The 25,173-nt window shown below is 37.3% G+C and carries 15 protein-coding genes and 2 pseudogenes; 9 read left to right on the forward strand and 8 right to left on the reverse strand.

The genetic code is table 11. The features are described from left to right. Nucleotides 1-173: 173 nt before the first annotated feature. From IPP64_09645 to IPP64_09655, 3 genes and pseudogenes are all read left to right on the forward strand, one after another. Nucleotides 174-1,427, forward strand: a pseudogene (locus IPP64_09645) (imidazolonepropionase). A 102-nt stretch (nt 1,428-1,529) separates the two neighbouring features. Beyond that, on the forward strand, nt 1,530-3,212 hold the full coding sequence (gene ftcD, locus IPP64_09650) for a glutamate formimidoyltransferase (GenBank protein MBL0329661.1): 1,683 nt from the start codon (nt 1,530-1,532) through the stop codon (nt 3,210-3,212). A 122-nt stretch (nt 3,213-3,334) separates the two neighbouring features. Continuing rightward, entirely contained in the window at nt 3,335-5,620 is a 2,286-nt protein-coding gene (locus IPP64_09655; GenBank protein ID MBL0329662.1) for a patatin-like phospholipase family protein, read from the forward strand. 34 nt (nt 5,621-5,654) lie between these two features. Here the strand turns inward: IPP64_09655 and IPP64_09660 are convergent, their stop codons facing one another. The 6 genes and pseudogenes from IPP64_09660 to IPP64_09685 all read right to left on the reverse strand — a co-directional run bounded on the left by IPP64_09660 (nt 5,655) and on the right by IPP64_09685 (nt 13,999). Then, nucleotides 5,655-7,499, reverse strand: a complete 1,845-nt coding sequence (locus IPP64_09660) for a carboxylesterase family protein (GenBank protein ID MBL0329663.1) — start codon at nt 7,497-7,499, stop codon at nt 5,655-5,657. A 222-nt stretch (nt 7,500-7,721) separates the two neighbouring features. Beyond that, nucleotides 7,722-8,363 carry an outer membrane lipoprotein carrier protein LolA gene (locus IPP64_09665; protein MBL0329664.1) on the reverse strand — a complete coding sequence of 214 codons (642 nt, stop codon included), beginning with the start codon at nt 8,361-8,363 and terminating at the stop codon, nt 7,722-7,724. Between the two features lie 13 nt (nt 8,364-8,376). After that, nucleotides 8,377-10,877, reverse strand: a pseudogene (locus IPP64_09670) (DNA translocase FtsK 4TM domain-containing protein). 238 nt (nt 10,878-11,115) lie between these two features. Next, nucleotides 11,116-11,784, reverse strand: a complete 669-nt coding sequence (locus IPP64_09675) for a DUF4412 domain-containing protein (protein MBL0329665.1) — start codon at nt 11,782-11,784, stop codon at nt 11,116-11,118. A gap of 18 nt (nt 11,785-11,802) precedes the next feature. Further along, the gene (locus tag IPP64_09680; GenBank protein ID MBL0329666.1) at nt 11,803-12,480 is read right to left on the reverse strand and encodes a hypothetical protein; all 678 of its coding nucleotides are present in this window, start codon (nt 12,478-12,480) and stop codon (nt 11,803-11,805) included. Nucleotides 12,481-12,601: 121 nt separating this feature from the next. Beyond that, complete coding sequence (locus IPP64_09685; protein ID MBL0329667.1) at nt 12,602-13,999, reverse strand: arginine decarboxylase; 1,398 nt, start codon at nt 13,997-13,999, stop codon at nt 12,602-12,604. Nucleotides 14,000-14,159: 160 nt separating this feature from the next. Between IPP64_09685 and rocF the strand changes: the two genes are divergently transcribed. Together rocF and IPP64_09695 are read left to right on the forward strand one after the other, a co-directional pair. Next, nucleotides 14,160-15,104, forward strand: a complete 945-nt coding sequence (gene rocF, locus IPP64_09690) for an arginase (GenBank protein MBL0329668.1) — start codon at nt 14,160-14,162, stop codon at nt 15,102-15,104. Nucleotides 15,105-15,262: 158 nt separating this feature from the next. Continuing rightward, entirely contained in the window at nt 15,263-17,047 is a 1,785-nt protein-coding gene (locus IPP64_09695) for an arginine--tRNA ligase (protein ID MBL0329669.1), read from the forward strand. Nucleotides 17,048-17,634: 587 nt separating this feature from the next. Here the strand turns inward: IPP64_09695 and IPP64_09700 are convergent. Together IPP64_09700 and IPP64_09705 are read right to left on the reverse strand one after the other, a co-directional pair. Beyond that, nucleotides 17,635-18,735 (reverse strand): serine hydrolase, encoded by a 1,101-nt coding sequence (locus tag IPP64_09700; protein ID MBL0329670.1) that lies wholly within the window; start codon nt 18,733-18,735, stop codon nt 17,635-17,637. Beyond that, a complete protein-coding gene (locus IPP64_09705) occupies nt 18,663-20,591 on the reverse strand; it encodes a glycoside hydrolase family 3 C-terminal domain-containing protein (GenBank protein MBL0329671.1) in 1,929 nt (642 codons plus the stop codon). Before IPP64_09705 ends, IPP64_09700 begins: the two co-directional genes overlap by 73 nt. A gap of 370 nt (nt 20,592-20,961) precedes the next feature. Here IPP64_09705 and IPP64_09710 point away from each other — a divergent pair, with 370 nt between their 5' ends. From IPP64_09710 to IPP64_09725, 4 genes are all read left to right on the forward strand, one after another. After that, entirely contained in the window at nt 20,962-21,321 is a 360-nt protein-coding gene (locus IPP64_09710; GenBank protein MBL0329672.1) for a hypothetical protein, read from the forward strand. Nucleotides 21,322-21,443: 122 nt separating this feature from the next. Then, entirely contained in the window at nt 21,444-23,282 is a 1,839-nt protein-coding gene (gene mutL, locus IPP64_09715; GenBank protein MBL0329673.1) for a DNA mismatch repair endonuclease MutL, read from the forward strand. A 105-nt stretch (nt 23,283-23,387) separates the two neighbouring features. Further along, entirely contained in the window at nt 23,388-24,236 is an 849-nt protein-coding gene (locus IPP64_09720) for a rhomboid family intramembrane serine protease (protein MBL0329674.1), read from the forward strand. Further along, on the forward strand, nt 24,206-25,150 hold the full coding sequence (locus IPP64_09725) for a rhomboid family intramembrane serine protease (protein ID MBL0329675.1): 945 nt from the start codon (nt 24,206-24,208) through the stop codon (nt 25,148-25,150). The genes IPP64_09720 and IPP64_09725 overlap by 31 nt, the downstream gene beginning before the upstream one ends. Nucleotides 25,151-25,173: the final 23 nt, after the last annotated feature.

A 25,173-nucleotide genomic window follows, 5' to 3' on the forward strand; every position in this document is an offset into this window, starting at 1 on the left:
GCTTTACATTTTAGGGTGAATAATAATTGGTAAAATGTAATTTTCTGCGATCTATAAAATGAAGTTTAGGGGTTTTATGTCTAAGTCGTAAAGATTATAAAAAGGTTGCCTTTTTAGATAAAATACTTGAAAATACTCGTCTATTTAGTATCTTTCAGTCCTAATTACAACGCATGAAGATTCTGATTAAAAATATAAAAACACTTGTTCAAACAGAAGAGGAACCGAAAGTAAATGTTTCGGGTGCTGCCATGAAAAACTTAAACTGCATTGATAACGCATGGTTAGCTATTGAAGAGGATAAAATTGCTGGATTTGGAAAAATGGATGATTGGGAAGGGATTTCGGATTGGACCAATTTAACAATCATTGATGCGAGTGATAAAATAGTGATGCCAAGTTATTGCGACAGTCATACACATATTGTTTATGCAGGCAGTCGCGAGGGAGAATTTGTTGATCGCATCAGCGGACTCACCTACGAATAAATATTTGAACGTGGTGGTGGAATTTTAAATTCCGCTAAAAAATTACACGATGCATCCGAAGAAGAATTGATTGAAAGTGCATTAAAACGCTTAAATGAAATAATGTGGCAAGGTACCGGAGCTGTTGAAATTAAAAGCGGATACGGATTAAGTACCGAAGCAGAATTAAAAATGTTGCGCGTCATCAAAAAATTAAAATCACTTTCACCACTTACTATCAAAGCGACATTCCTGGGTGCACATGCTGTTCCAACCGAATACAAAAATGACAAACGCAAATACATTGACCTGCTCATTCATGAGATGATGCCAAAAATTGCGGAAGAAACGTTAGCAGATTATTGTGATGTATTTTGCGAACAAAATTATTTTACAAAAGAAGAAACGATTGAAATATTAACGGCTGCGAAAAAATTCGGAATGACTCCAAAAGTACATGCTGAGCAATTGAGCAATTTTGGTGGCGTATTAGCGGGTGTTGAAGTAGGCGCCATCAGTGTGGATCATTTAGAATTTGTGGGCGACAAAGAAATTGAAGCCTTAAAAAATTCGAAAACAATGCCGACCATTTTACCTGGCGCTGCTTTCTTTTTAAGTTTACCCTTACCACCGGCACGCAAAATGATGGATGCAGGATTACCGGTTGCTGTGGCAAGTGATTACAACCCGGGAAGCAGTCCGAGTGGCAACATGAATTTTATGCTTTCACTATGCTGTGTTCAATACAAAATGACACCAGAAGAAGCAATCAATGCAACAACCATCAATTCAGCGTATGCCATGGATTTGAGTAAAACACATGGAAGCATCGCTATTGGTAAACAAGCAAACGTATTTATAACAAAGGAAATTCCGAGCTATGCATTTATTCCGTATTCGTTTGGAAGCAATTTGGTGGAGAGTGTGATTGTAGGTGGGAAGGTGATTAGTCGTGACTAGGTAACTAGGTGACTAAGTGACTAGGTAAAGGGTGATAAAGTGATAAAGGATAAAGTTATAGGGTAATTAAATTAAGTATTGACAAGTAAACTATGTAAACTAATGAATCAATTAATCGAATGTGTTCCTAACTTCTCAGAAGGGAACGACATGAACATTATCAAGCAGATTACGAATGAAATTGAATCTGTAGAAGGAGTAAAACTATTAAATGTTGATCCGGGCAAGGCAACCAACAGAACGGTTGTGACTTTTGTTGGAAACCCTCAAGCAGTTATTGATGCAGCTTTCTTAGCGATTAAAAAAGCGGCTGAGCTAATTGATATGAGCAAACACAAAGGTGAACATCCGCGCATGGGCGCTACTGATGTTTGTCCGCTTATCCCTATTGCCGGCATTTCCATGGAAGAAACTGCCGAGTATGCTAAAAAATTAGGTGCGAGAGTGGGAAATGAATTACATATTCCTGTTTACTTATATGAAGCTGCACAGGCAGATAAAAAACGAAATAACCTTTCGGTGATTCGTGCGGGAGAATATGAAGGATTTTTCAAGAAAATAAAATTACCGGAATGGAAACCCGATTTCGGTCCGACTGAACATTCTGTAAAATCAGGATCTACCGTAATTGGTGCACGCGACTTCTTAGTAGCGTACAACGTGAATTTGAATACCACTTCTACACGCAGAGCCAACTCCATCGCCTTTGATGTGCGGGAAGCAGGACGTGTAAAACGTGAAGGAAATCCTGTAACTGGAAAAATTGTTACTGATGAAAAAGGAAATCCGGTAAACATTCCTGGATCATTAAAATCAGTGAAAGCAATTGGTTGGTATATTGAAGAATATGGTATTGCTCAAATCTCCATGAACTTAACCAACATCAACATTACCTCCGTTCATAAAGCTTTTGATGAAGTGTGCACCAAAGCAACAGAACGCGGTATCCGAGTTACAGGTTCTGAGTTGGTAGGATTGGTTCCACTCAAATCAATGTTGGATGCCGGAAAATATTTTCTGGAAAAACAAAATCGATCGATAGGTGTATCCGAAAAAGAACTGATTAAGATTGCTGTAAAATCTCTGGGATTGGATGAACTATCTCCTTTCAAACCGGAAGAGCGCATCATCGAATATTTATTAAAAGACGATTCGAAAGCCCGTTTGATAAAAATGGATTTAGTTGCCTTTGCTGATGAAACCGCAAGTGAAAGTCCGGCTCCCGGTGGTGGCTCCATCTCCGCCTACATTGGCGCATTGGGCATTTCATTGGGAACAATGGTTGCCAATCTTTCTTCTCACAAACCGGGTTGGGATGATCGTTGGAAAGAATTTTCAGACTGGGCTGAAAAAGGTCAGTTGTATAAAAATGAATTGTTGAAAATGGTGGATGAAGACACCAATGCTTTCAATAAAATTATGGCAGCCTTTGGATTACCAAAAGGTACCGATGAAGAGAAAAAAGCAAGAACACAAGCGATTCAAGATGCGACCAAATACGCGACAGAAGTGCCATTCAAAGTAATGCAATTGTGCTACGATTCAATGGAAGTCATCAAAGCGATGGCTGAAGTAGGAAATCCAAATTCTGTTACCGATGCCGGTGTGGGTGCCTTGTGTGCTCGTTCCGCTGTTATGGGTGCTTTTTTAAATGTGAAGATTAATGCAGCAGGATTAACAGATAAAACCTTTGCAGAGAAACTAATTGCGGAAGGCAACGTATTAGAAAAGAAAACGAATGAGTTGGAGACAGAGATATTGAAAATCGTGAATGGTAAAATATAAGTAACTAGGTGACTAGGTAACTAGGTGATTGAGTAGGATATCTTTTAGCCAATTACTTTACCCTTTTACCTAGTTACCTAGTCACTTAGTCACCTAGTCACTTAGTCACTTAGTTACTATATATGGGAATTGCATTAGAAATTAAAAAACAAATACGGAAGCATCCCACCTTCCGTAGGTTTTTCTATTCCTTTACATTCCGACTGCTTCTCCTCGACATCAAAAAAAATCAACTCCTGCTTGTTTTTTGGTTAATCTTTTTTGGAATCATCACCAACAGTGTTGCTCCAAGATATGGTGTTGCATATTTATTTTGGGGGCCGGAGTATTTTGACAAAATGAGTTTTTACTCCTACCTCATCTCCGGCTTTGCCTGTGGTGGATTTATCATGGCCTACAACATTGCCAGTTATATTAAAAACGGATTTCGTTTCCCCTTTTTGGCAACACTCAAAAATCCCTTTATGAAGTATTGTTTAAACAACTTCATCATTCCATTAACCTTTACCCTACTCTATTGCTCAAAAATATTTTCGTTTCTGATGGATGAAGGAAATTATTCAATCGTACATATCCTTTGGTTCATTACCGCATTTATTCTTGGAAATTTATTGTTCATCTTTTTAGCCTTTACGTATTTCTTCCGCACCAATAAGGACATTACCAAATTGTATGGAATTCAAATTTCGGAACCGTTAACGAATAAAGAATTTAAAGGCAAACCACATTCCGGTGAACGAAATCCTTATTTGATAAAGGAATCTCGTGATTGGTATGTAGAAACTTATATGAGCGGACTTTTTCGGAGAAGACTTGTGCGCTCCGTTCGTCACTATAAAAAAGAAATGCTGAAAGCAGTTTTAAAACAAAATCACAAAGCAGCATTTTCATTTCAGATTTTAACCATTGTGAGTTTGATTTTACTTGGACTATTCTCAAAAGCTTCCGTTTTTGAAATCCCTGCCAGTGCCAGCTTGTTCTTGTTGTTCACCATGTTTATCATGTTGTTCAGCTCTTTCTACACCTGGTTTAGAGGATGGTCGACCGTTTTATTCATTGTGTTTTTGTTAGCATTTAACACCTTGCATAAAGTCGATTTTCTGTCGACTGAAAACAGAGCGTATGGCTTGAACTATAATACAGTGAAGGCTTCTTACAACTATGACAATTTTAAAGCCATTGATAAAAATTACGATAACCTCACTGCAGATATCAATGCAACACTGAACATTTTAAACAAATGGAAGGTTAAAAACACCGACCTCGCTCATCCGGAGAAAAAACCGAAATTGGTGTTGATCAATGTTAGTGGTGGTGGAATTCGTTCCTCGCTTTGGACTTTATACACATTGCAAATTGCAGACAGTTTATTGAATGGGAAACTCATCAGTCAAACACAACTCATCACCGGATCTTCCGGAGGAATGGTTGGAGCAGCCTATTTCAGAGAACTGTCGTTATTAAAAATGCAGCGGAAAATTCCTTCATCTTATGATAAGCTGTATTGCAATAACATGTCGAAAGACATCTTAAATCCGATTGCATTTACAGTGGCCACCAGCGAATGGTTGTTCCCATTAAAGAGTTTTAAAGTAGATGACAATACGTATGCGTATGACAGAGGGTACGCGTTTGAACAAAAATTAGAAGAAAACACATTCGGCATTTTCAACAAACGTTTGGTCGCCTATAAAAAGCCCGAAGCAGAAGCCTATATACCCATGATGGTGTTTGCTCCTTCAATTGTGAATGATGGCAGGAAAATGCTCATCTCACCACAAGGAATTTCGTATTTGACACAAAATGCAAAAACTGAAAAAACGCAATTCAACAAATTATTTGATGCGATTGAGTATTCCCGTTTTTTCCAACAGCAAAGTGCCGAACAAACAAAGTTCACGAGTGTATTGCGCATGAGTGCGACCTTCCCTTATATCTCTCCGGTTGTTTCATTACCGAGTGAACCACGCATTGAAATCATGGATGCTGGGTTGCGCGATAATTACGGCTTGGAAACCAGCTTGCGTTTTGTAAAAGCATTTAACGATTGGATTGCAGAAAACACCAGCGGAATTTTAATTATTCAAATACGCGACCGACATAAAAATGTTCCAATTGATGAAAATCCGAAACAAACATTGGGACAAGCGTTAACACGACCAATGGGTAGCTTTTACGGGCATTTGTTTGAAGTACAGGATTACAATCAGAATCAACAGATTCAAATGGCAGATTTATGGTGCAAATCACAAATTGATATTGTGGATTTACAATTAAGAAACGAATTGAACGACCGGATTTCATTGAGCTGGCACTTGACCAACAAAGAGAAAAAGAAAGTGTTTAATTCCATTAACCTTCCTGAAAATCAAGAAGCAATTCAGAAAATCGTTGATTTGTTGAAATAATCAACGTTTAAGACTGCTTTCAAAAAACTAAATTTTAATTTTTTATGATTTTCTTTGTCGCCATTCGTCCGTTCTGACGAATAGTTATAAAATACATGCCCGCTGAAAATTCTGAAAGATCAACGAAGCTTGTGTTTTCTTTATAACCTATTTCTTTTCCAGTAAAATCAGATATCGTAATTGACATCGGCTCCAAACTATTGTTTGATGCAATGCTAACGCGATTAGGTGTTGGATTCGGAAAAACAATAAAATCGTTTGCATTGTTTTCAAATTCTTCCACCCCGATCAAAGTGGTGCAGGGAACAAAACCAACTGAGCTATCCCATAAATCAGATTGAAGCGTGCGTAAACCACATTGGCTTCCATTTGGTGTTGCTTTTATTTCCAAATAACAATCCGTTGCACTTGCATACGATGGCCATGTTTCGAGGCTACCACCATTCGGATCACCCGTATTTGCAAAATTCACCCAGTAGTTCAACATGGCTGTTTGAACAGAATCATCTTGCGCGCTAAAAAGCGGACCAGTTCCTAACAATGCATCTTCCCAGGTATTGAACACATAAAACAATTCCATTCCATGATAACTTCCATAAGGTGCAAGCGCAGCGATGGAATGTTTATGTGTAAAAAAATAGCGATACACCGGTTCCGTTTGATTTTGACTGACACATTGCGCTACTCGTCTGGTTGGTGATGTAAACTGCGCATCGGTTAATATACCAATGTATGATGCACGTGCATCTGTGGTAGTACTTCCGGGAGGATACAATAAAGTAGCTTGAGGCTGCAAAGGAACAGGAACAATGGTGTCGATTAAAGCGGTGACCATAAAAGGAAATACAGTAGGCGGTGCAGAAAGACTCATTTCTTCAGAATTAGAGCCGATCATGAGTGGCACATGATTAAAGTTACCACTTTGAAAACTACCCAGCGGGTAATCCATAAACACAACACTGTCTAACACTGATAACCAATTCATACCAACCGCTCCACCGCTTAACGGAGGAGTTTCAGACGACACCAGTGAATCACTGGAGAGTGTACGCATGTAGTTTATTTTTTGAATATCCGTTCCAACGGTGGTGAAATCATTCACAAACGCAACACCATCTGCTTTTACAGCATTGTAATCACCAATAACTGGAACTGCACTTTGGATGCAGGCACGTTGAAATAAACCTGCAGCTAATGGAGATGTGAGCAGGTTTCCTACGTTTAATCCACCGGCACTTTCACCGAATATCATCACTTTGGTGCTATCACCGCCAAAATTGGAAATATTATTTTTCACCCAGGTCAATGCTAAAATCTGATCCAAAATGGCATAATTTCCAGATACACCGTTGGGATTTTCGGGCTCCAAACCGGGATGTACCAAAAAGCCCAATGGGCCGAGTCGATATTGAAGTGTTACCACCACAGCATTTCCACGTTCTGCTAAATTTTTACCGAAAAACATTTCTGTTCCTCCATTCACTTCACTCGCACTTCCTTGTTGATTTCCTCCACCATGAATAAACACCATCACCGGTAAATTACCTGTAACAAGTTGAGGAGTCCAAACATTTAAATACAAACAATCTTCATTTCCGATGATGGTATCGCCAGTGCCACCGGTTTCAAAGTTTTTCTGTGGGCAAACAGGAGCAAAATTCGTGGTGGTCAGCACCCCTGCCCAGTTATCCGGATTTAAAGGAGCTCTCCATCGCAATGAATCAATCGGTGGTTTTGCAAATGGAATTCCTAAAAACTGATAAGTCGAGCCATTGAGTGCCCCTTGTATTTGGCCAAACTGTGTGTTTACAATCTGACCGAATACCGAAAAGGATATTATTGTTAAACTAAAAAAGGAGAGAAGTAGTTTTCTATTCATAATGCCTGTTTATGTGATACCCGATTTGACGAAGCGGAATTGTAAAAGTTTAATCTACCTTTTAGATTTATGATAATTTATGTGATGCTAAACAAATATAAGGAATCGTGTGTCATTTGATTAAGGGAATCAATAAATTCAGGTTCTTATCGTCAGCAAAAAGTTGTAATAAAAAAACGCCCCATCGATTTGATGAGGCGTTTTGAAAATCTCTGTAAACTTTTATCTTAAATCTTCTATCGAGATTCCTTTATGTGCTTTGGTATCAAACACAAACTCTGTATCCACGATTGGAGTGCTACCTGCAAATGTTTTGATGGTATACGTTTGTGTGGTTCCATCTTTCATAAACATTTTTACACTGGTAATCTGTTTTTTGTTTTTATCAATGTATAGTTTAATCGTATGAAATTTTTTCTTGTCGGGGTTTGTAGGAAACAAACTAATAATTTGTGTTGTCGCATCTTCGCTTTCAAATTTATATTTGAAGCCTTTTTCATAAATGGTAAAAATATTGGAAGGATTCACCGCATCGTCTCCTCCTACTTCCATATCTTTTATTTGTACTTCGTTGGCATCTTTAATATAATCCCAAACGGTTTTACCATCACAATAAATTTCGTGTCCGGGGATCTCTAATTTGTATTTAGAACCTTTCGTTTGAATTTTACCGCTTTGTGAATCTTTGGATTTATCCTTTTTTTCGATCACCCAGGTAAATTCTGCTTTGATGGTGGTATATGCTTTCGTTTTAGCACTTAATTCGTCCAGTACTTTCTTTGCTTTTGGATCTTGGTCTTGTGCAATTGCATTAAAACTTCCAATCGCTAAAAGGGCAATAATGGTTAATTTTTTAGTAAACATAATAATTAGAGTATTAGTTGTTATCCGTCTTGTTCAAAAACTGTTCCAAAGATAACATATCTTTTATAAGTACTTCTCTGGCTTTCGAACCTTCAAATGGGCCAATGATTCCAGCGGACTCCAACTGGTCAACGATACGCCCTGCTCGGTTATAGCCGAGCTTGAGTCTACGTTGCAACAATGACGCGGAACCTTGTTGTGTCGACACCACAATTTCGGCTGCCTGGTTGAATAAAGAATCCCGTTCTGATGGATCATCCATTTTTCCGCTTCCTTCTCCATTTTCATCCACATATTCGGGCAACAAGAAAGCAGTTGGGTAGCTACGCTGACTGCCAATAAAATCACAGATTTTGTCTACTTCAGGGGTATCAACAAACGCACATTGCAAGCGAATCAGGTCGTTACCGGTAGAAAGCAACATATCACCTCTACCAATTAATTGATCCGCTCCACCTGAATCTAAAATGGTGCGGGAATCGATTTTTGATGTAACACGGAAAGCAATACGTGCCGGGAAGTTGGCTTTAATGGTTCCGGTGATGATGTTTACTGAAGGACGTTGCGTAGCAATGATCAAGTGAATACCAATAGCGCGAGCCAACTGAGCCAAACGAGCAATCGGGGTTTCCACTTCTTTTCCTGCCGTCATGATCAAATCAGCAAACTCATCTACTACCAATACGATATAAGGCAAAAACTTATGTCCGTTGTTCGGATTTAATTTTCGTGCAATGAACTTGGTATTGTATTCTTTCAAGTTACGTACTTGGGCTTCTTTGAGCAAATCGTAACGTTGATCCATTTCAATACACAAGGAATTGAGTGTATGAATTACTTTTTTTGTATCCGTGATGATTGCTTCGGCACTATCCGGAAGCTTTGCTAAGAAGTGACGTTCGATTTTGTTGAACAAGGTCAACTCCACTTTTTTAGGATCCACCAAAACAAATTTAATTTGCGAAGGATGTTTTTTGTATAACAATGAAACCAACACTGCATTTAATCCAACCGATTTACCTTGTCCGGTTGCCCCTGCCATCAACAAGTGTGGCATTTTAGCAAGGTCGGTAATAAATGTTTCGTTGCTTATGGTTTTACCAAGTGCAATGGGTAAATCCATGGTTGTGTTTTGGAATTTTTCAGAAGCGATGAGGGCACGCATCGGGACCATCTCCGGATTTAAGTTGGGCACTTCGATACCAACCGTTCCTTTTCCGGGAATAGGTGCGATGATACGAATTCCCAATGCAGAAAGCGATAAAGCGATGTCGTCTTCTAAGTTTTTAATTTTAGAAATGCGGACACCAGCTGCAGGAATGATTTCGTAAAGCGTAACAGTCGGACCAACGGTTGCTTTGATTTTATCAATTTCAATTCCGTAGTCGCTCAATGTTTTAAGAATTCTATCTTTATTCGCATTCAACTCTTCGGTGTTGATGACGATGTCTTTCGAGCCACCATAATTTTCCAACAAATCGAGCGGAGGAAACTGATAGGTTCCCAAATCCAATGTTGGATCGTATTCACCTACTTGGTCCACTAGAGCGGCAGCAATTTGTTCCGGAGAAAGTTCTTGTTCTTTCTCATCAATTTTTTCAACGGTAAATTGTACACCATTATCATCTGTAGAAAGTACAATAGATTCTTCAATCGGCTTAACCACCTCTTCTATGATGTCGTGCTTTTCTTCATTGGTGATTTCTAATTCTTGAACAACCGGTTTTTCTTCTTCCACAGGTTCAACTTCCTCGATGGGCTCTTCTTTAAATGAATTTACAGGAAGTTCTTTTTCTTCTTCAATGGGTTCCGCTTCGCCCTCATCCGTGATTGGATCTTTTTTACTCAGATCAAATGAGATGTTAAATACTGCAACCAAGTAAACGAGCAACACAAAAAACAACAACACACCCGTACCAACAAAACCAATGATGGCATTTAATTGATTGCTGATGGTGAATCCGAATGCACCACCTAAATAGAAAAAGGCATCATGAAAAACATATCCCAGTGCAACAGAAACAAAAATCAAAAAGATAAAACTATTGATGTATGTTTTTTTCAGATTGAGAATTTCCAAATTGAAGGTGATACGGATTCCGGTAAGTAAAGCCAAGAAAGAAAAAAATAGGAAGCGACACCAAACCATTTATGAATAAACACATGAGAAATCAATGCTCCGAATTTCCCAAGCCAGTTCGTCACCACCACATCAGCAGCAAATAAATTTCCAAGTACTTTATCCTGATCGGCTTTCCAGGTAAATAAAAAAGAGGTAAAAGCAATAGCCGTATAAACAGAAAGCAATAAGAGTGATAGTCCAAGAATCTTTTGAAAACGTTCGCTGCGAGCAAATGCAAAGTAGGCGTCTATTTTTTCAGAAAGCGGAACTTTATTTGGATTATCGGCAGGTTTCTCTTTTTTGGCTTTCGGCTCTTTGGGTGTTTTACCGTCTACCACCTCTTCCTTTTCCCTGAATGTATTTTTAATTGTATTTTTTTTCGGCTCTGCCATTTTGTAGTTGAAAATTGGAACATTAAAAATTGAAAAATTGCCATCGTTAAGATACGGCCATAATGATTCAATTATTCCTTCAAAATTACTAAATGGCTATGGGGTAACTCATGGCAAGTCAAAATCTTATAAACGGGGAATTGTTAATAGTTAATTAGGGAATATTCATGCAGAAGGATATAAAAAATGGTTAATCGGATTTCCCAATTAACCATTTTTCATTCACTAATTTCGTCTACTACTTACCACCCATCATCGACTTCTGAAGTTCTTCCAAGGTTGTTTCTTTGTATCCTTCTTTTGCTAATTCAAATTTTGAATCCGGCACAGCTGTTTTTTCGATGCTTTTTGTGGTGAAGGTCATTTTAATTCCACCTTGTGAAATGTTGTATTCCAGAGGGAAACCTTTCAATCCTTCGAAGGTTGTTTTGGTTTCATTGGCAGGGATTTCATCCGTATAAAAAACAGTAAATGTATCTTCTTTTCCTTCCTTGGTTTTAACCGTTACCTCAGCTTTTTTGCATTTATATCCTGCAATTACTTTCGTCTCATCCAAGTATTTGATTGTGGTAGCAGGAGCCGATTCTTTTTCTTTTTTTAAATCCGCTTCATTCATTTTAATTAGGTATTTCTGTCCCATAATGTCCATGGTCATCATTACCGATTTCGTTTTATTATCGATTAATGTGGAAGTACTTTGCAAAGCTGTTTGCATATCCACTCTGCGTTTTTCACCTTTAATAAACACCATTGATTCTGCACCTTTCAGCATTGCGAGCGCTTCAGGAGGCAAACCGGAATTTTCAAAAGAGATGGTGTATACTACAATGCCTTCAAAATCCTTTTGAGCATTTGCAGTTATAATAGTTAAAAGGGCAATAGAAATTGCCAAGAACATTTTTTTCATGCTATTAAAATAGAGGGATTATTGTAATTGTTCGAACAGGGTATTCATTTCTTCGGCAGAAACCGGCTTGTATTCAACAGGAAGTTCGAATGTAGCATCATCAATTTCTTCCTTTTTTACTGATTTAGCAGTAAATTTCATTTCTAGTCCGAATTTTTTCATTTGATATTCCATCAATACTCCGTCTATCATGTAAAAAGGAGTTGCAAAATTCGGATTATCAATTTTCAGTTCGTTGGTATAAAAAATATCAAACTCGGTTTCTAACTCATCGTGCATTTTCACATGCGCACTCTGACATTTATAACCAGCAATCATTTTAGTTTGTTTGGTTGGAGTTAAATCAAACTTGTAGGCTTCGTTTTCTTTTTGAATTTCAGCAGCATTTAAAACCAACGACAATTTTTTATTTAAAAGCTTAACTAACTGTGTCAATGTTTTTTTCTCAGGGTCAGTAATAAAGGAAGTACTAAAAAGTCCCATTCCTGCGCTCATTTCAGCGCAAGCTTTATTGTTTTTAAACTTCATACTCATTTTACTGGGAGCAAGCGTTGCCATTGGGTTGGCTTGGTCAACAACAGAAGCGGTATATTCAATCGTTCCTTCATCAGCAGCCTTTCCATTATCACCTCCACACGAGCTTATAATCAGTAACAATAAAATTCCAAAAACACAATCAATTATTCTATTTTTCATCAAAATAACCTAGGAGTAGTTTATGCCCTATTCTTAATTAAACAAGCAATTTTTGCCGATTAAGTTGCTAAAGATAACGATAAAATAATAATAGCAAAAAAATTGCTTTTTTATCCGATTCCTAATACCCGAGTGTTTTGAGCATTGATTTAAAACTTTGCTCTTTGGCAAACAAATGCGTATGAATTTCTCCGTCTTCATCTCTGTCGATAATCACATGTTTGGGAGCCGGAATCAAACAATGTTGAATTCCACCATATCCACCTAACGATTCCTGATAGGCTCCTGTATGAAAGAACCCTAAATACAATGGTTCCTTTTGTTTTTCTTGCACAATCGGCATATATACCTGATTCAGATGCGATTCCGCATTGTAATAATCTTCACTATCACAGGTTAATCCACCCAAGTTAACACGCTGGTAGTCCTTATCCCAATGGTTAACAGCCAACAAGATAAACTTTTGTTTAATGCCCCAAGTATCAGGTAAGGTAGTAATAAAAGAACTGTCAATCATATACCATAACTCATTGTCGTTCTGCTTCTTAATATCCACGATCGAATACAAAGCTGCACCACTTTCACCTACAGTAAAACTACCAAATTCGGTAAAAATATGCGGTTCATCTACATCCCGTTCATCGCAAATGTTTTTAATCTTTTGAATGATTTCGTCTGCCATATAGCCATAATCGTAATTGAAACTCAAGGAAGTACGGATTGGAAATCCGCCACCAATATCCAATGAATCCAAAGAAGGACATACTTTTTTCAAATCGCAGTAAACATTGATGCATTTTGTTAGTTCCGACCAGTAGTAAGTAGTGTCTTTAATTCCGGTGTTAATAAAGAAATGGAGCATTTTCAACTCGCATTTGTTACTATTCTTAATGCTTTTATGATAATAATCGATAATGTCAGCTTGACGGATACCTAGTCGAGATGTATAAAATTCGAATTTCGGTTCTTCATCTGTTGCTACACGAATACCAATTTTGAACTTATTTTTGCAAAGCTTTTCAAGCAAAGGAAGTTCATTGATATTATCCAGAATAGGAATAGAGTTCACAAAACCATCGTTTACCAATTCACTGATGTATTTCAGATAATTGGGACGTTTGTATCCATTATTGATGATATAGGTATCTTTTGTGATTTTACCTGAATCGTATAAAGACCTTACTAATGGCACATCAAAGGCGGAAGACGTCTCTAAATGGATGTCATTTTTAAGCACTTCTTCCAACACAAATTGAAAGTGAGAGCTCTTGGTACAATAACAATATGTATATTTGCCTTTGTAATCGGCTTTAGCCATTGCCACATTGAATATCTTTTTGGCTTTTTGGATTTGAGAGCTGATCTTAGGCAGATAGGAAATCTTAAGAGGCGTTCCGTATTGTTTGATGATGTCCATCAAAGGAATATCATTAAAATATAGATTATCATCTTCAACGCTAAAGCCTTCCTGAGGAAAGTCGAAGGTTTGTTGAATCAAATCGCGATAGGTATTTTCCATTTGTTAGTGTTTAAAATTCAATTGTTTAGAATAAAATACAAAAGTAAGTAACTTACATTGATAATTTATGACCAAAGTAAGTAATTTAAATAAACAAATGGTTAAGAATCTGTCAAACCAAGAATAAAAACTTAATAATGCCATATATAAAGCAAATCAAATGAAAAATTTAAAGTTTATAGAGGTAAAATCCGAAATCGGGGCCGGAACCCGAGGCGCAAGCATGGGTGTTGATGCAATAAAGATTGCTGCATTGGATTATGGAAGTAATATGTTCAAACAAATTGAATCCATCGACATTAAGGTTGAAAACCAATTGTTGTTTGAGCCACCAAAAACACCTTATGCAAAGCGTATTGGGGGTATTTTATCTATTTATGAGCGTTTGGCGAACCAAATTTCACAAACCCTGAAGAAGAATAGCTTTCCAATTGTATTGGCCGGGGATCACAGCACTGCCGGTGGAACCATTGCCGGAATCAAAATGGCCTACCCTAAAAGCAAGTTGGGTGTCATCTGGATTGATGCCCATGCCGATATTCATAGTCCGTACACTTCCCCATCCGGAAACATGCACGGAATGCCTATTGCTGTTTCGTTGAACGAAGACAACATGGCAAGTAAGATGAATAAACCCGACAAAGACACCATCGAATTGTGGAACAAGTTGAAGAAAGTGGGTGGAATTGCTCCCAAAATTAGCTATAACGATATCGTATATATAGGTGTGAGAGATGTTGAACCGGAAGAAACCTACTTACTTAAAAAGCATAAAGTGAAGACCTTCACCACTGCCGAAGTGAAGCGCAATGGGGTTGAAAAGATTGCCCGTGATGCCCTGGCTCACCTTTCAAGCTGTAACTTAATTTATGTTTCGTTTGATGTAGACAGTATGGATTCTTCCATTTCGAAAGGAACAGGAACTCCCGTTCGTAACGGAATCACGGAGAAGGAAGCAGGAAGTTTATGCGTTCGCTTGATTCAAAATGAGAAAGTATGTTGTTTTGAAATCTGTGAAGTAAACCCTACTCTGGATAAAGAAAACCTAATGGCTGAAAATACATTTGAGATTTTACAAAAGGTTGTGAGTCAGTTGACTTACTAAGTGACTAAGTGACTAGGTGACTAAGAGACTAGGTAACTAAGTGGAAAGGGGAATTAGATTAAAATCTGGTTCTCCTTTTCATTTATAGAAAATAAAATCCCATCGACCTCAGCTCCTACTTTACATTTTATGAGGTTTAATTCTTACTTTTGCGCACGATGAATTTAGAACAACAACTTACGGAGAAAACAGCGGAAGCTTTACAATCGCTTTATGGCGCTTCGTCTGATAAAATAGCATTTGAACAAACCAACACTGATTTTACCGGTGACTTAACCTTGGTAGTATTCAACTTTTTGAAAATCTCCAAGAAAAAACCGGAAGATACCGCCCATGATCTTGGCAACTACTTAAAAGCCAATGTTCCCGAAATCGCTGATTTTAACGTAGTAAAAGGTTTTTTGAATCTGGTGATTGCTGATTCGTTTTGGCTAAACTACTTTAAAACCATCAACAGCAAATCGTTGATTCAACCCGTTCCTGCTGATGCACCAACAGTTATGGTGGAATATTCTTCCCCGAATACAAATAAACCGTTGCACTTAGGACATGTCCGCAATATCCTTTTGGGATACTCGGTTTCCAAAATTTTGAGCGCTGCAGGTAACAAAGTACATAAAACAAATGTGGTGAACGACCGCGGGATTCATATTTGCAAGAGTATGTTGGCCTGGAAAAAATTCGGAAACGGAGAAACACCTCAATCGTCTGGCATGAAGGGCGATCACTTGGTTGGGAAATATTATGTGGAGTTTGATAAAAACTACAAATTGGAAGTAGAAAGTCTAAAGTCACAAGGAATAAGTGAGGAAGACGCAAAAAAGAATGCACCCTTAATGCTTGAAGCACAAGCGATGTTGTTAAAATGGGAAGCAAACGATACAGAAGTACGCGACTTGTGGAAAATGATGAATGGCTGGGTATACGATGGTTTTGCACAATCCTACAAAAGATTAGGAGTGGATTTCGACAGCACCTATTATGAAAGCAATACCTACCTTTTGGGGAAGGAAATTATTGATACCGGATTAGAAAAAGGGGTTTTCAAAACACGTCCCGACAAGTCCATCTACATTGATTTGAGTGCTGATGGTTTAGATGAAAAAACTTTGTTGCGTTCGGATGGCACTTCGGTGTATATGACACAAGATTTGGGAACTGCTCTTCAACGTCAGCAAGCGGTGAACTTTGAAAAAATGATTTACACCGTTGGAAACGAACAGGATTATCATTTCAAAGTATTGTTTTTAATCTTAAAAAAATTAGGCTATGCCTGGTCGAATGGCTTATACCATCTTTCATACGGAATGGTGGAATTACCTGAAGGCAAAATGAAATCGCGGGAAGGAACCGTAGTGGATGCAGATGATTTGATGCAGGAGATGATTGATACCGCAACCAAAACAACCAAAGAGTTAGGGAAAGTAGAAGGTTTATCGGAAGCAGAAGCCAACCAATTGTATGATACTATCGGGATGGGAGCATTAAAATACTTCATGCTCAAAATTGATCCGAAAAAGAAAATGTTGTTCAACCCTGCTGAATCAATCGACTTTAATGGAAACACTGCACCTTTCATCCAATTTAACTATGTGAGAATTCAAGCCTTGTTGCGTAAAGCAAGAGAAGGTTGGGATTTTGAACACTTGGATGTGTTTACACACAACATCGCACTTCTACCAAAAGAAAAAGCGCTGATTATCAAATTACATTCGTTTGATGCGGTATTGAAACAAGCAGCCAATGAATTGAGTCCGGCTGTAATTGCAAACTACACTTACGATTTAGCAAAAGAATTCAGTCAGTATTATCACGATACACCTATCTTAAAAGAAGAGCAAAAAGATTTAATTCTATTCCGTTTGCAATTAGCAAAAACAATTGGTATTGCAATTAAAAATGCAATGGGATTGTTAGGAATTGAAGTTCCTGAGCGAATGTAGCTTGCTTTATTAAATGAATAATAAAATATCTATTTTATTTCTAGGTTCAATATTGTTTCTCAATTGCAACACAATTAGAAACAAACGATTATTAAAGATAATAGCCGACTTTTATTAAAAACGCACGCTCTTTTAATGAAAGAAAGTAAACTCTTTCTTACCGAATCTTCCCAAAATAATTTTTCGGAAAGTGTTTATGATTACATCAAAAATCTTAAATAGTATAATTTCTATGATGGAAGAGAAAAGCCCATTCTCTTAGAACCAATTTTAATAAATCCAGAACATTCAAAAGCAATAGTACCTATCCTTGAAAGAACTATGGATTTGGCGGGCAAGCGAGTTGAATATATAAAATATATTTCCGCTAAAAAGATGGATCTTACATGGACCTTCAAATTAAAAGAAGGCTTTACCCATAGTTTTAGTTACGAATCCAACAGTTATCCAACATTATCAGATAGTTCATTAAGTGCTAAGTTCGTGAGAAATTTTCTTCTGAGTGGAGAAATCGAGCACAAGAAAAAGAACAACGAGGAACTTTTTAGATCACAATGGTATGCATTTAATTAACCTAGGAAATTATCCTACTTCACTGCATCGTAAATCACCGAATGAATTTTCCCTCTGATTCCTGATTTGGCAAGTTTGTTATCATCTGCATCGGGATACACTCTGTTGGATAAGAAAATATAAATGATTCCTGTTTGTGGATCTGCCCAAGCCAATGTGCCTGTAAATCCGGCATGTCCAAAACTCATATACGAAACAGCTTTGCAAACCGGACTGTCTTTATCGGGGTTCATCTCGGGTTTATCAAAACCAATCGCTCTCCGATTTTGATTGTCGATGCAATATTGACACTCGGTAAATTTAAAAAGGGTAGTTGAGTCGATGTAGCGCTTCCCTCCATATGTTCCATAGTTCATAAACAGTTGCATCATCACTGCTAAGTCGTTAGAGTTGGAAAACAATCCAGCATGACCGCCTACTCCACCCAACATCGCTGCACCTTGATCATGCACATCGCCATGTACTTGTTGCTTTCTGAATTTTGCATCAAATTCTGTAGGCACAATTCTGTTTAATTCGAAACGTGATAAAGGTTTATAACCCATTGTGGTTAATCCCAGAGGCGCATAAAATGAATTTTGAACGTAGATGTTCAATGCAGAGCTGGTTTCTTTTTCAATGATTTTTTTCAAAAAATAATACCCCAAATCGCTGTACAAATATTTACCTGCATCTTTCACCGGTGATTCGATGATGCGTTTGTAAATCGTGTCTTCGTAATTTTTATTGATGTATAAATCATTTGCAACTCGTTTATAAAAAACATCATTCGGAGTTTTGTTGTAAATACCTTCCTTGTATGTTCCATCTTTGTTTACCGTTTTCATCCAAAATGGAATCCAATCTTTTAATCCGGCTTGATGAGTCATCATCTCGCGAAGATTGATGTTTTGTTTGTTGCTCCCTTCCAGTTCAGGCATGTAATAACACAATGGATTATCCAAATTCACTTTCCCTTCATCCATTAACTTCATCAATGAAGTTGTTGATGCCGCAATTTTGGTAATGGATGCAATGTCATACAAATCGGTATTCTTAACTTTTATCTTTGTGTCGTAGGTATGATGACCAAATGATTTTTGATAAATGACGTTTCCATTTTTTGCAACCAACACTTGGCAACCCGGAAAACTTTGTCTTTAATGCCATTCATTGCAATGCTATCAATCTTCGCGAGCTTCCGGGAATCAATCCCCAATGCCTCTGGAATGGTGTATTTGAAACGCACTTGATGCGTGTTGATTCCCATCCCTACTTTAAAATAAGAACTCGCAGTTACGGGTAATTTTCCACTTGCTCCTACTCCACCAAATATCAATTGAGCCGAATACGATTCACTGTAATCGCTGTTTTCATAACTCATAATCACTGCATCAGCAAATTGAATACTATCTAACTTTGCAAGGATATACGGATTAGCAGCTACATTCACAATAACATTATGTTCCTTAATAAGTGCTTTCAACATCTCCAATACTTGTGGTGTTAAACCAAATGCTTTGTCCGGTTTATTATTGGTGTTATTGATGTGAACAATAATTGGATTATAATTTTTCAATTGAGCCAATAACGAATCAAATGCCGGAGCTTTTGCATCTTTGTCAATTCCAAAATGTTTAATAGATGCATAGTTGGAAAGCGTTTGTTGAAAAATGCTTAACCCTTTATAACCCAGTGATACCGATGCAATTTTGGAGGAATCCAGATTTTGTAAAGGAAGAATATCATTTTTATTTTGCAACAAGGTTAATGATGCTTCCGTTAATTTACGATTAATCATTTCTGCATGAGGTGTATTCAAATCTTCATACAAATTTTTCAATTTCACTTTTGAATAATGATTTAATCCTGCCCATTGTTTGGTCAATAAAATTTTCATGCAACGTTTATCAATCTCTTCCTGAGTAATCTCACCACGTTCGATTGCTTTTTTAATTTCAGTCATTGCCGTTGGAACATCTTCTGCGAACAATAACACATCATTTCCCGCCAACAAGGCTTTCAATTCTACTTCACCCGGTTTATAGAATTTACTCACCCCTTTCATGTTTAAGGCATCTGTAAAAATCAATCCTTTAAATCCAAGTGTATCTTTTAATAATCCGGTCACAATCTTTTTTGTGAGTGTAGATGCTTGATTGGGTGTAGTATCCAACGATGGAATACTTAAGTGCGCCACCATCATGCTTCCCAAACCTTCTTTGATTAATTCTTTAAACGGATACAATTCCAATGTATCCAGGCGTTCGCGAGAAGATTTAATGGTTGGCAACGTTTTATGCGAATCGCTATCCGTATCACCATGACCGGGAAAATGTTTGCCGCAAGCCAACACGTGGTTGTCTTGCATCCCTTTCATATACATCAACGCCTTACGGGTAACATTCATTTTGTTTTCACCAAACGAACGATTCCCGATCACAGGATTTAACGGATTATTATTGATATCGATGTCCGGAGCAAAATTTACATGCATCCCTACACGTTTTGTTTGGCGAGCAATTTCAACACCCATTTGATAAATCAATGAATCGTTTTGAATAGCTCCCAATGTCATTTGACGCGGAAATTTTGTGGTACTGTCTAAGCGCATGGCTAATCCCCATTCGGCATCCATCGAAATCAACAAAGGAACTTTGGAACACGACTGGTAACAATTTGCCTGAATGGCTTGACGTACAGGCCCGCCTTGAAAAAAGATTAATCCACCAATTTTATATTTATCAACTAATTCTTTAATCTCTTTCACATGTGCATTGTCTTTGTTCGAATAGGCAGCAACCATAAACAATTGTGCAAGTCGTTCATCCGGACTCAATGCTTTAAAAACAGAGTCTGCCCAGCGTGTATCTTTTAAATAAAATGGAGGATCCTGAATTTCAACAGCAGTTTTGTTGACCGTTGTTTTCGGAATAAAGCTCAGAGAAATGAGTATGAGAAAGGAAAATATAGCGAGGATGACGTTTTTCATTAACAAAAAATAGATTGAATGAGATGTATGGCAATTATTGTGCTAAGTTAAGTTGTAAGATAACGGTATCCATTTGAGAACAGTATACTTTTCAACGAAAGGATGTTAATGACATCTTTTAAAACTGAATCACTAAAAGAATCGTTATTGCAAGGCATGAAGCAATCTCACAAGAATGGATAAACAGTCAGCTACAGGAAGATCCCGTGCCGGAGCGTGGTCCCAATATCTATCTGGAGATGTTTTAGTGTGAGTGATGTTTGTTAAGACAACAGTGTTAAAAACATCTTACCATTACCAAGATCAGCTATTAATCATTCCTTAATTTTGTTGTCACCCTGAGCGGAGTCGAAGGGCGTAAATTTGCACTATGTACAAGAAACTCTTCAACATAATGGTTTTGATGATCAGTGTACTGACTCTTAACCTGATTACAGGTTTCATTACGGATTACATTGTTCATTATAACATCGACATCAACCCCTATAAATTCACAGGGATTGCAATGTTGACTTTGGTTTTTATTCTTGTCCCTGCTTTTAGTTATCTCAAACCGAAAGTAGAACTATTGGTAGCTCGTGTGCTGGTTTCGGGGAGCAATTCGTTTGGCAAAAATTTAGGTTTACTACTCTCCTTTGCGGTTGTATTTGGGATCCTTTTTCTAATTTACCTCCATCAATGGTTCGATATCAATTTCTGGGAAGTGTTGAAAACTAAACTAAAAGGTTAAACACCTGCAATTACTTACCAACAAAGCACTTACAACGGCTTTAGTCATAAGCACTTCTCAATCCTTTATTCACCTGTTTTTATTCAATTATTAGTATTATTTTTGTGGGAATACGTACACTTATGCCAGACATTATTCATCTTTTACCCGATTCGGTAGCCAACCAGATTGCTGCAGGGGAAGTGGTTCAACGACCTGCTTCCGCTGTGAAGGAATTGATGGAAAATGCATTGGATGCTGGCGGTACAAAGATTAAGCTGATTGTAAAAGATGCCGGCAAAACACTTATTCAAGTGATTGACAATGGCTGTGGAATGAGTGAAACCGATGCACGCATGAGTTTTGAACGACATGCTACTTCCAAAATAAAAAAAGCAGATGACCTGTTTGCCATTCGTACGATGGGTTTCCGGGGAGAAGCATTGGCATCTATTGCCGCCATTGCTCAAGTAGAACTAAAAACAAAACGTACCGGTGAAGAAACCGGTGTTCAAATTGATATTGAAGGCAGCGAAGTAAAACGACAAGAAACGGTTAATTGCCCCGAAGGAACATCCATCTCTGTTAAAAATTTATTTTTTAATGTTCCTGCTCGCAGAAATTTCTTAAAAACCGATTCCGTAGAATTGCGCCATATCATTGATGAGTTTCATCGTGTGAGCATCCCGAATCCTGAAATTGCATTTAGCCTACATCATAACAATACCGAAATTTTTCATTTAGAAGCCGGCTCTCTGAAACAACGGTTGATGGGCATATTTGGGAATTCGTATAATTCCCGACTTGTTCCAGTGGAAGAAAACACCGGCATTGTTAAAATTAAAGGATTTGTAATCAAACCTGATTTTGCAAAAAAAACGAGAGGCGAACAATTCTTCTTTTTGAATAAACGGTTTATCAAAAACGGTTATTTACATCATGCGGTGCAATCCGCCTTTGAGCAATTGTTACCGAGTGATAGTTTTGCCTCTTATTTCTTAATGCTTGATGTCGATCCTAAATCCATCGATATCAATATTCATCCGACAAAAACGGAAGTAAAATTTGAAGATGAAAAAGCGATTTATGCTTTTTTACGTTCGGCTGTAAAAAAATCATTGGGACAATTTAACATTTCTCCAAGTTTGGATTTCGACCAAGAAGCGCATTTGTACAACATGCCACTTAAGCCGGTTGATGGGATTTACAAACAACCGACCATCAAAGTGGATGAGAACTACAATCCATTTAAAACCGAACAAAAAGAAACCCAAGAACGTGAACTTTCTAATAAAACCAATTGGGAGAAACTTTATAGCAGGCATGTAGACAACCAATTAGAATTTGAGATAAAGAAAGAAGAAGAAACACAACAGACCATTAATACGGATTGGGACAACGATTTACACGAAAGCAATAAAAAATCGACCTACCAATTGCACAACAAATACATTTTAACCCATATCAAAACCGGTTTTATGGTGATTGATCAGCAAGGGGCACACGAACGTATTTTGTATGAGCGCATTTTGGAAGGGTTTGAAAAACATAAGTCGGCCACCCAGCAAGAGCTGTTTCCGAAAACGATTGAATTGAACACCCCGGACTTTGAGTTGGTAAAAGAATTACAGCCAGAAATTCAGGGAATGGGCTTTGATATCAGTGAATTTGGCAAAAACACATTTGTCATCCATGGAGTTCCTGCCGATACGTCAGCATATGATTCGGTAAAATTATTGGAAGGATTATTGGAGAACTACAAACAAAATTTATTGGAATTAAAATCCGACAAACGTGAAAATTTAGCCCGTGCAATGGCAAGAAATACTGCTATCAAATCGGGAAAAGCATTAACACAAGAGGAAATGCAAAACATCATTGATGAGTTGTTTGCTTGTCAAATGCCTTATAGCACGCCAAGCGGAAAACCAACCATCACCACTTTTTCGAGTGAGGATTTGGATAAGCGGTTTAAGAAGTAGAGAATAGTTAATTGAGAAATTGAAAATAGTTTATTGGGGAATACCCAAATTTACACCGAAAGGGTTCCTTCAGGTTAAATTAATAATGATTCGTAATTAGTAACCATGTCTTACCAACAATATCGTCCGAATAGTTTTAGATCATTACCAGTGATAGTTAAAAATCTGTTAATTATCAATGGTCTGTTTTTTCTTGCGACAGAATTATTCAAAGGTCAAAACAGTATAGATTTGGCTGATTATTTAGGCTTACACTACTTTACATCTGAATTATTTAAACCCTATCAATTTGTAACCTACATGTTTATGCATGGAGGCATTTTCCATATTTTGTTTAACATGTTTGCATTATTCATGTTTGGTAATGTGTTGGAAAATTTATGGGGACCAAAACGTTTTCTTATTTTTTACATGGTTACCGGTATTGGTGCGGCTTTGATTTACCTCGGTTATCAGGCATTTGAATATCATCAAATTCAAGTCGCCATTCAGGGTCTCTTAAACAATACTACTCCAGAAGAATACCTTTCCGTAGTGAAAAATCATTTTTCCGATTTATATGACATTCCAGAAAATCGACCAATTTTTGAAAGTTTCATAAATGAATGGTCTAAAAATATTGGGAATCAAAGTTTTTCAGAAAAAGCAATAAGTGACATGTCTCAATTTATCACTTTCAAACAAAATATTCCTATGGTTGGTGCATCAGGGGCTATCTTTGGAATTTTAGTTGCATTTGGAATGCTATTTCCAAATACGGAGTTAATGCTAATGTTTGTTCCCATTCCAATAAAAGCAAAATATGCTGTTGTTATATATGCTGTAGCTGAATTGTTTTTTGGTGTTGCTCGATTTTCAGGAGACAACATTGCACATTTCGCGCATTTAGGTGGCGCGTTGTTTGGATTCATTTTAGTGAAATATTGGCAAAAAAAGAACAAGCATTTTTATTAATTATGGCAAATCCAGTATTCGAAGAGCTAAAAAATAAAATAAAGAGTGGTAATCCAATTACCCGATTGATCATTATTAATATTGCTGTCTTTCTATTCTTTATTTTATTACAAATTATTTATGATGCAACCGACAAAAGCAGTTCGTCTAGTTTTTTCATACAAACATTTGTAGAAAGCATCTCCTTCCCTCTCAATACAAATGCTCTTTTTCATAGTCCATGGTCATTGATTACTAGCATGTTTAGTCATGCAGAAATTTTACATTTATTTTGGAACATGATTACTTTATATTGGTTTGGGAAAATTTTATCCGATTACACATCCGAAAAAAAAATTATTCCATTGTATATTTTAGGAGGAATCAGTGGTGCCATTGTTACATTTCTTATAGTAAACACAATTCCTGCATTAGCTGTTTACCAATCAAAATTCATAATGGGGGCATCCGCAAGTGTCACTGCGATTATAATCGCCTCAGCGACACTTGTTCCTAATGTGAAAATAAATCTCCTTTTTATTGGACCTGTTAAACTTCTGTATGTTGCTTTATTCGTAATATTTATTGACATTCTCAATATTTCAATGCAAGCATCATTAGTCGGGAACCTTTCCCACCTGGGTGGTGCATTGATGGGATTTTTATTTATTGTTCAGTATAAAAAAGGAGTAGACATGTCAAAAGGTATTACAAAATTTTTGGATTGGCTTTCGGGATTGTTTAAATCCGGCCCCAAAAGTAAAATGAATGTTGCCTACAAACGAAAAGTTTCGGATGAAGAATACAATTACAATAAAAAGATGGAGCAAGATACCATCGATAAAATTTTAGATAAAATTTCAAAATCCGGTTACGATAGTTTATCAAAAACCGAAAAAGAAATTTTATTTAAAGCAAGCGAAAAAAACAGATAATATCAAGCAGAAGGAATCAAGTA

It is taken from the genome of Bacteroidota bacterium, assembly GCA_016722565.1.
Lineage (GTDB): Bacteria > Bacteroidota > Bacteroidia > 2-12-FULL-35-15 > 2-12-FULL-35-15 > 2-12-FULL-35-15.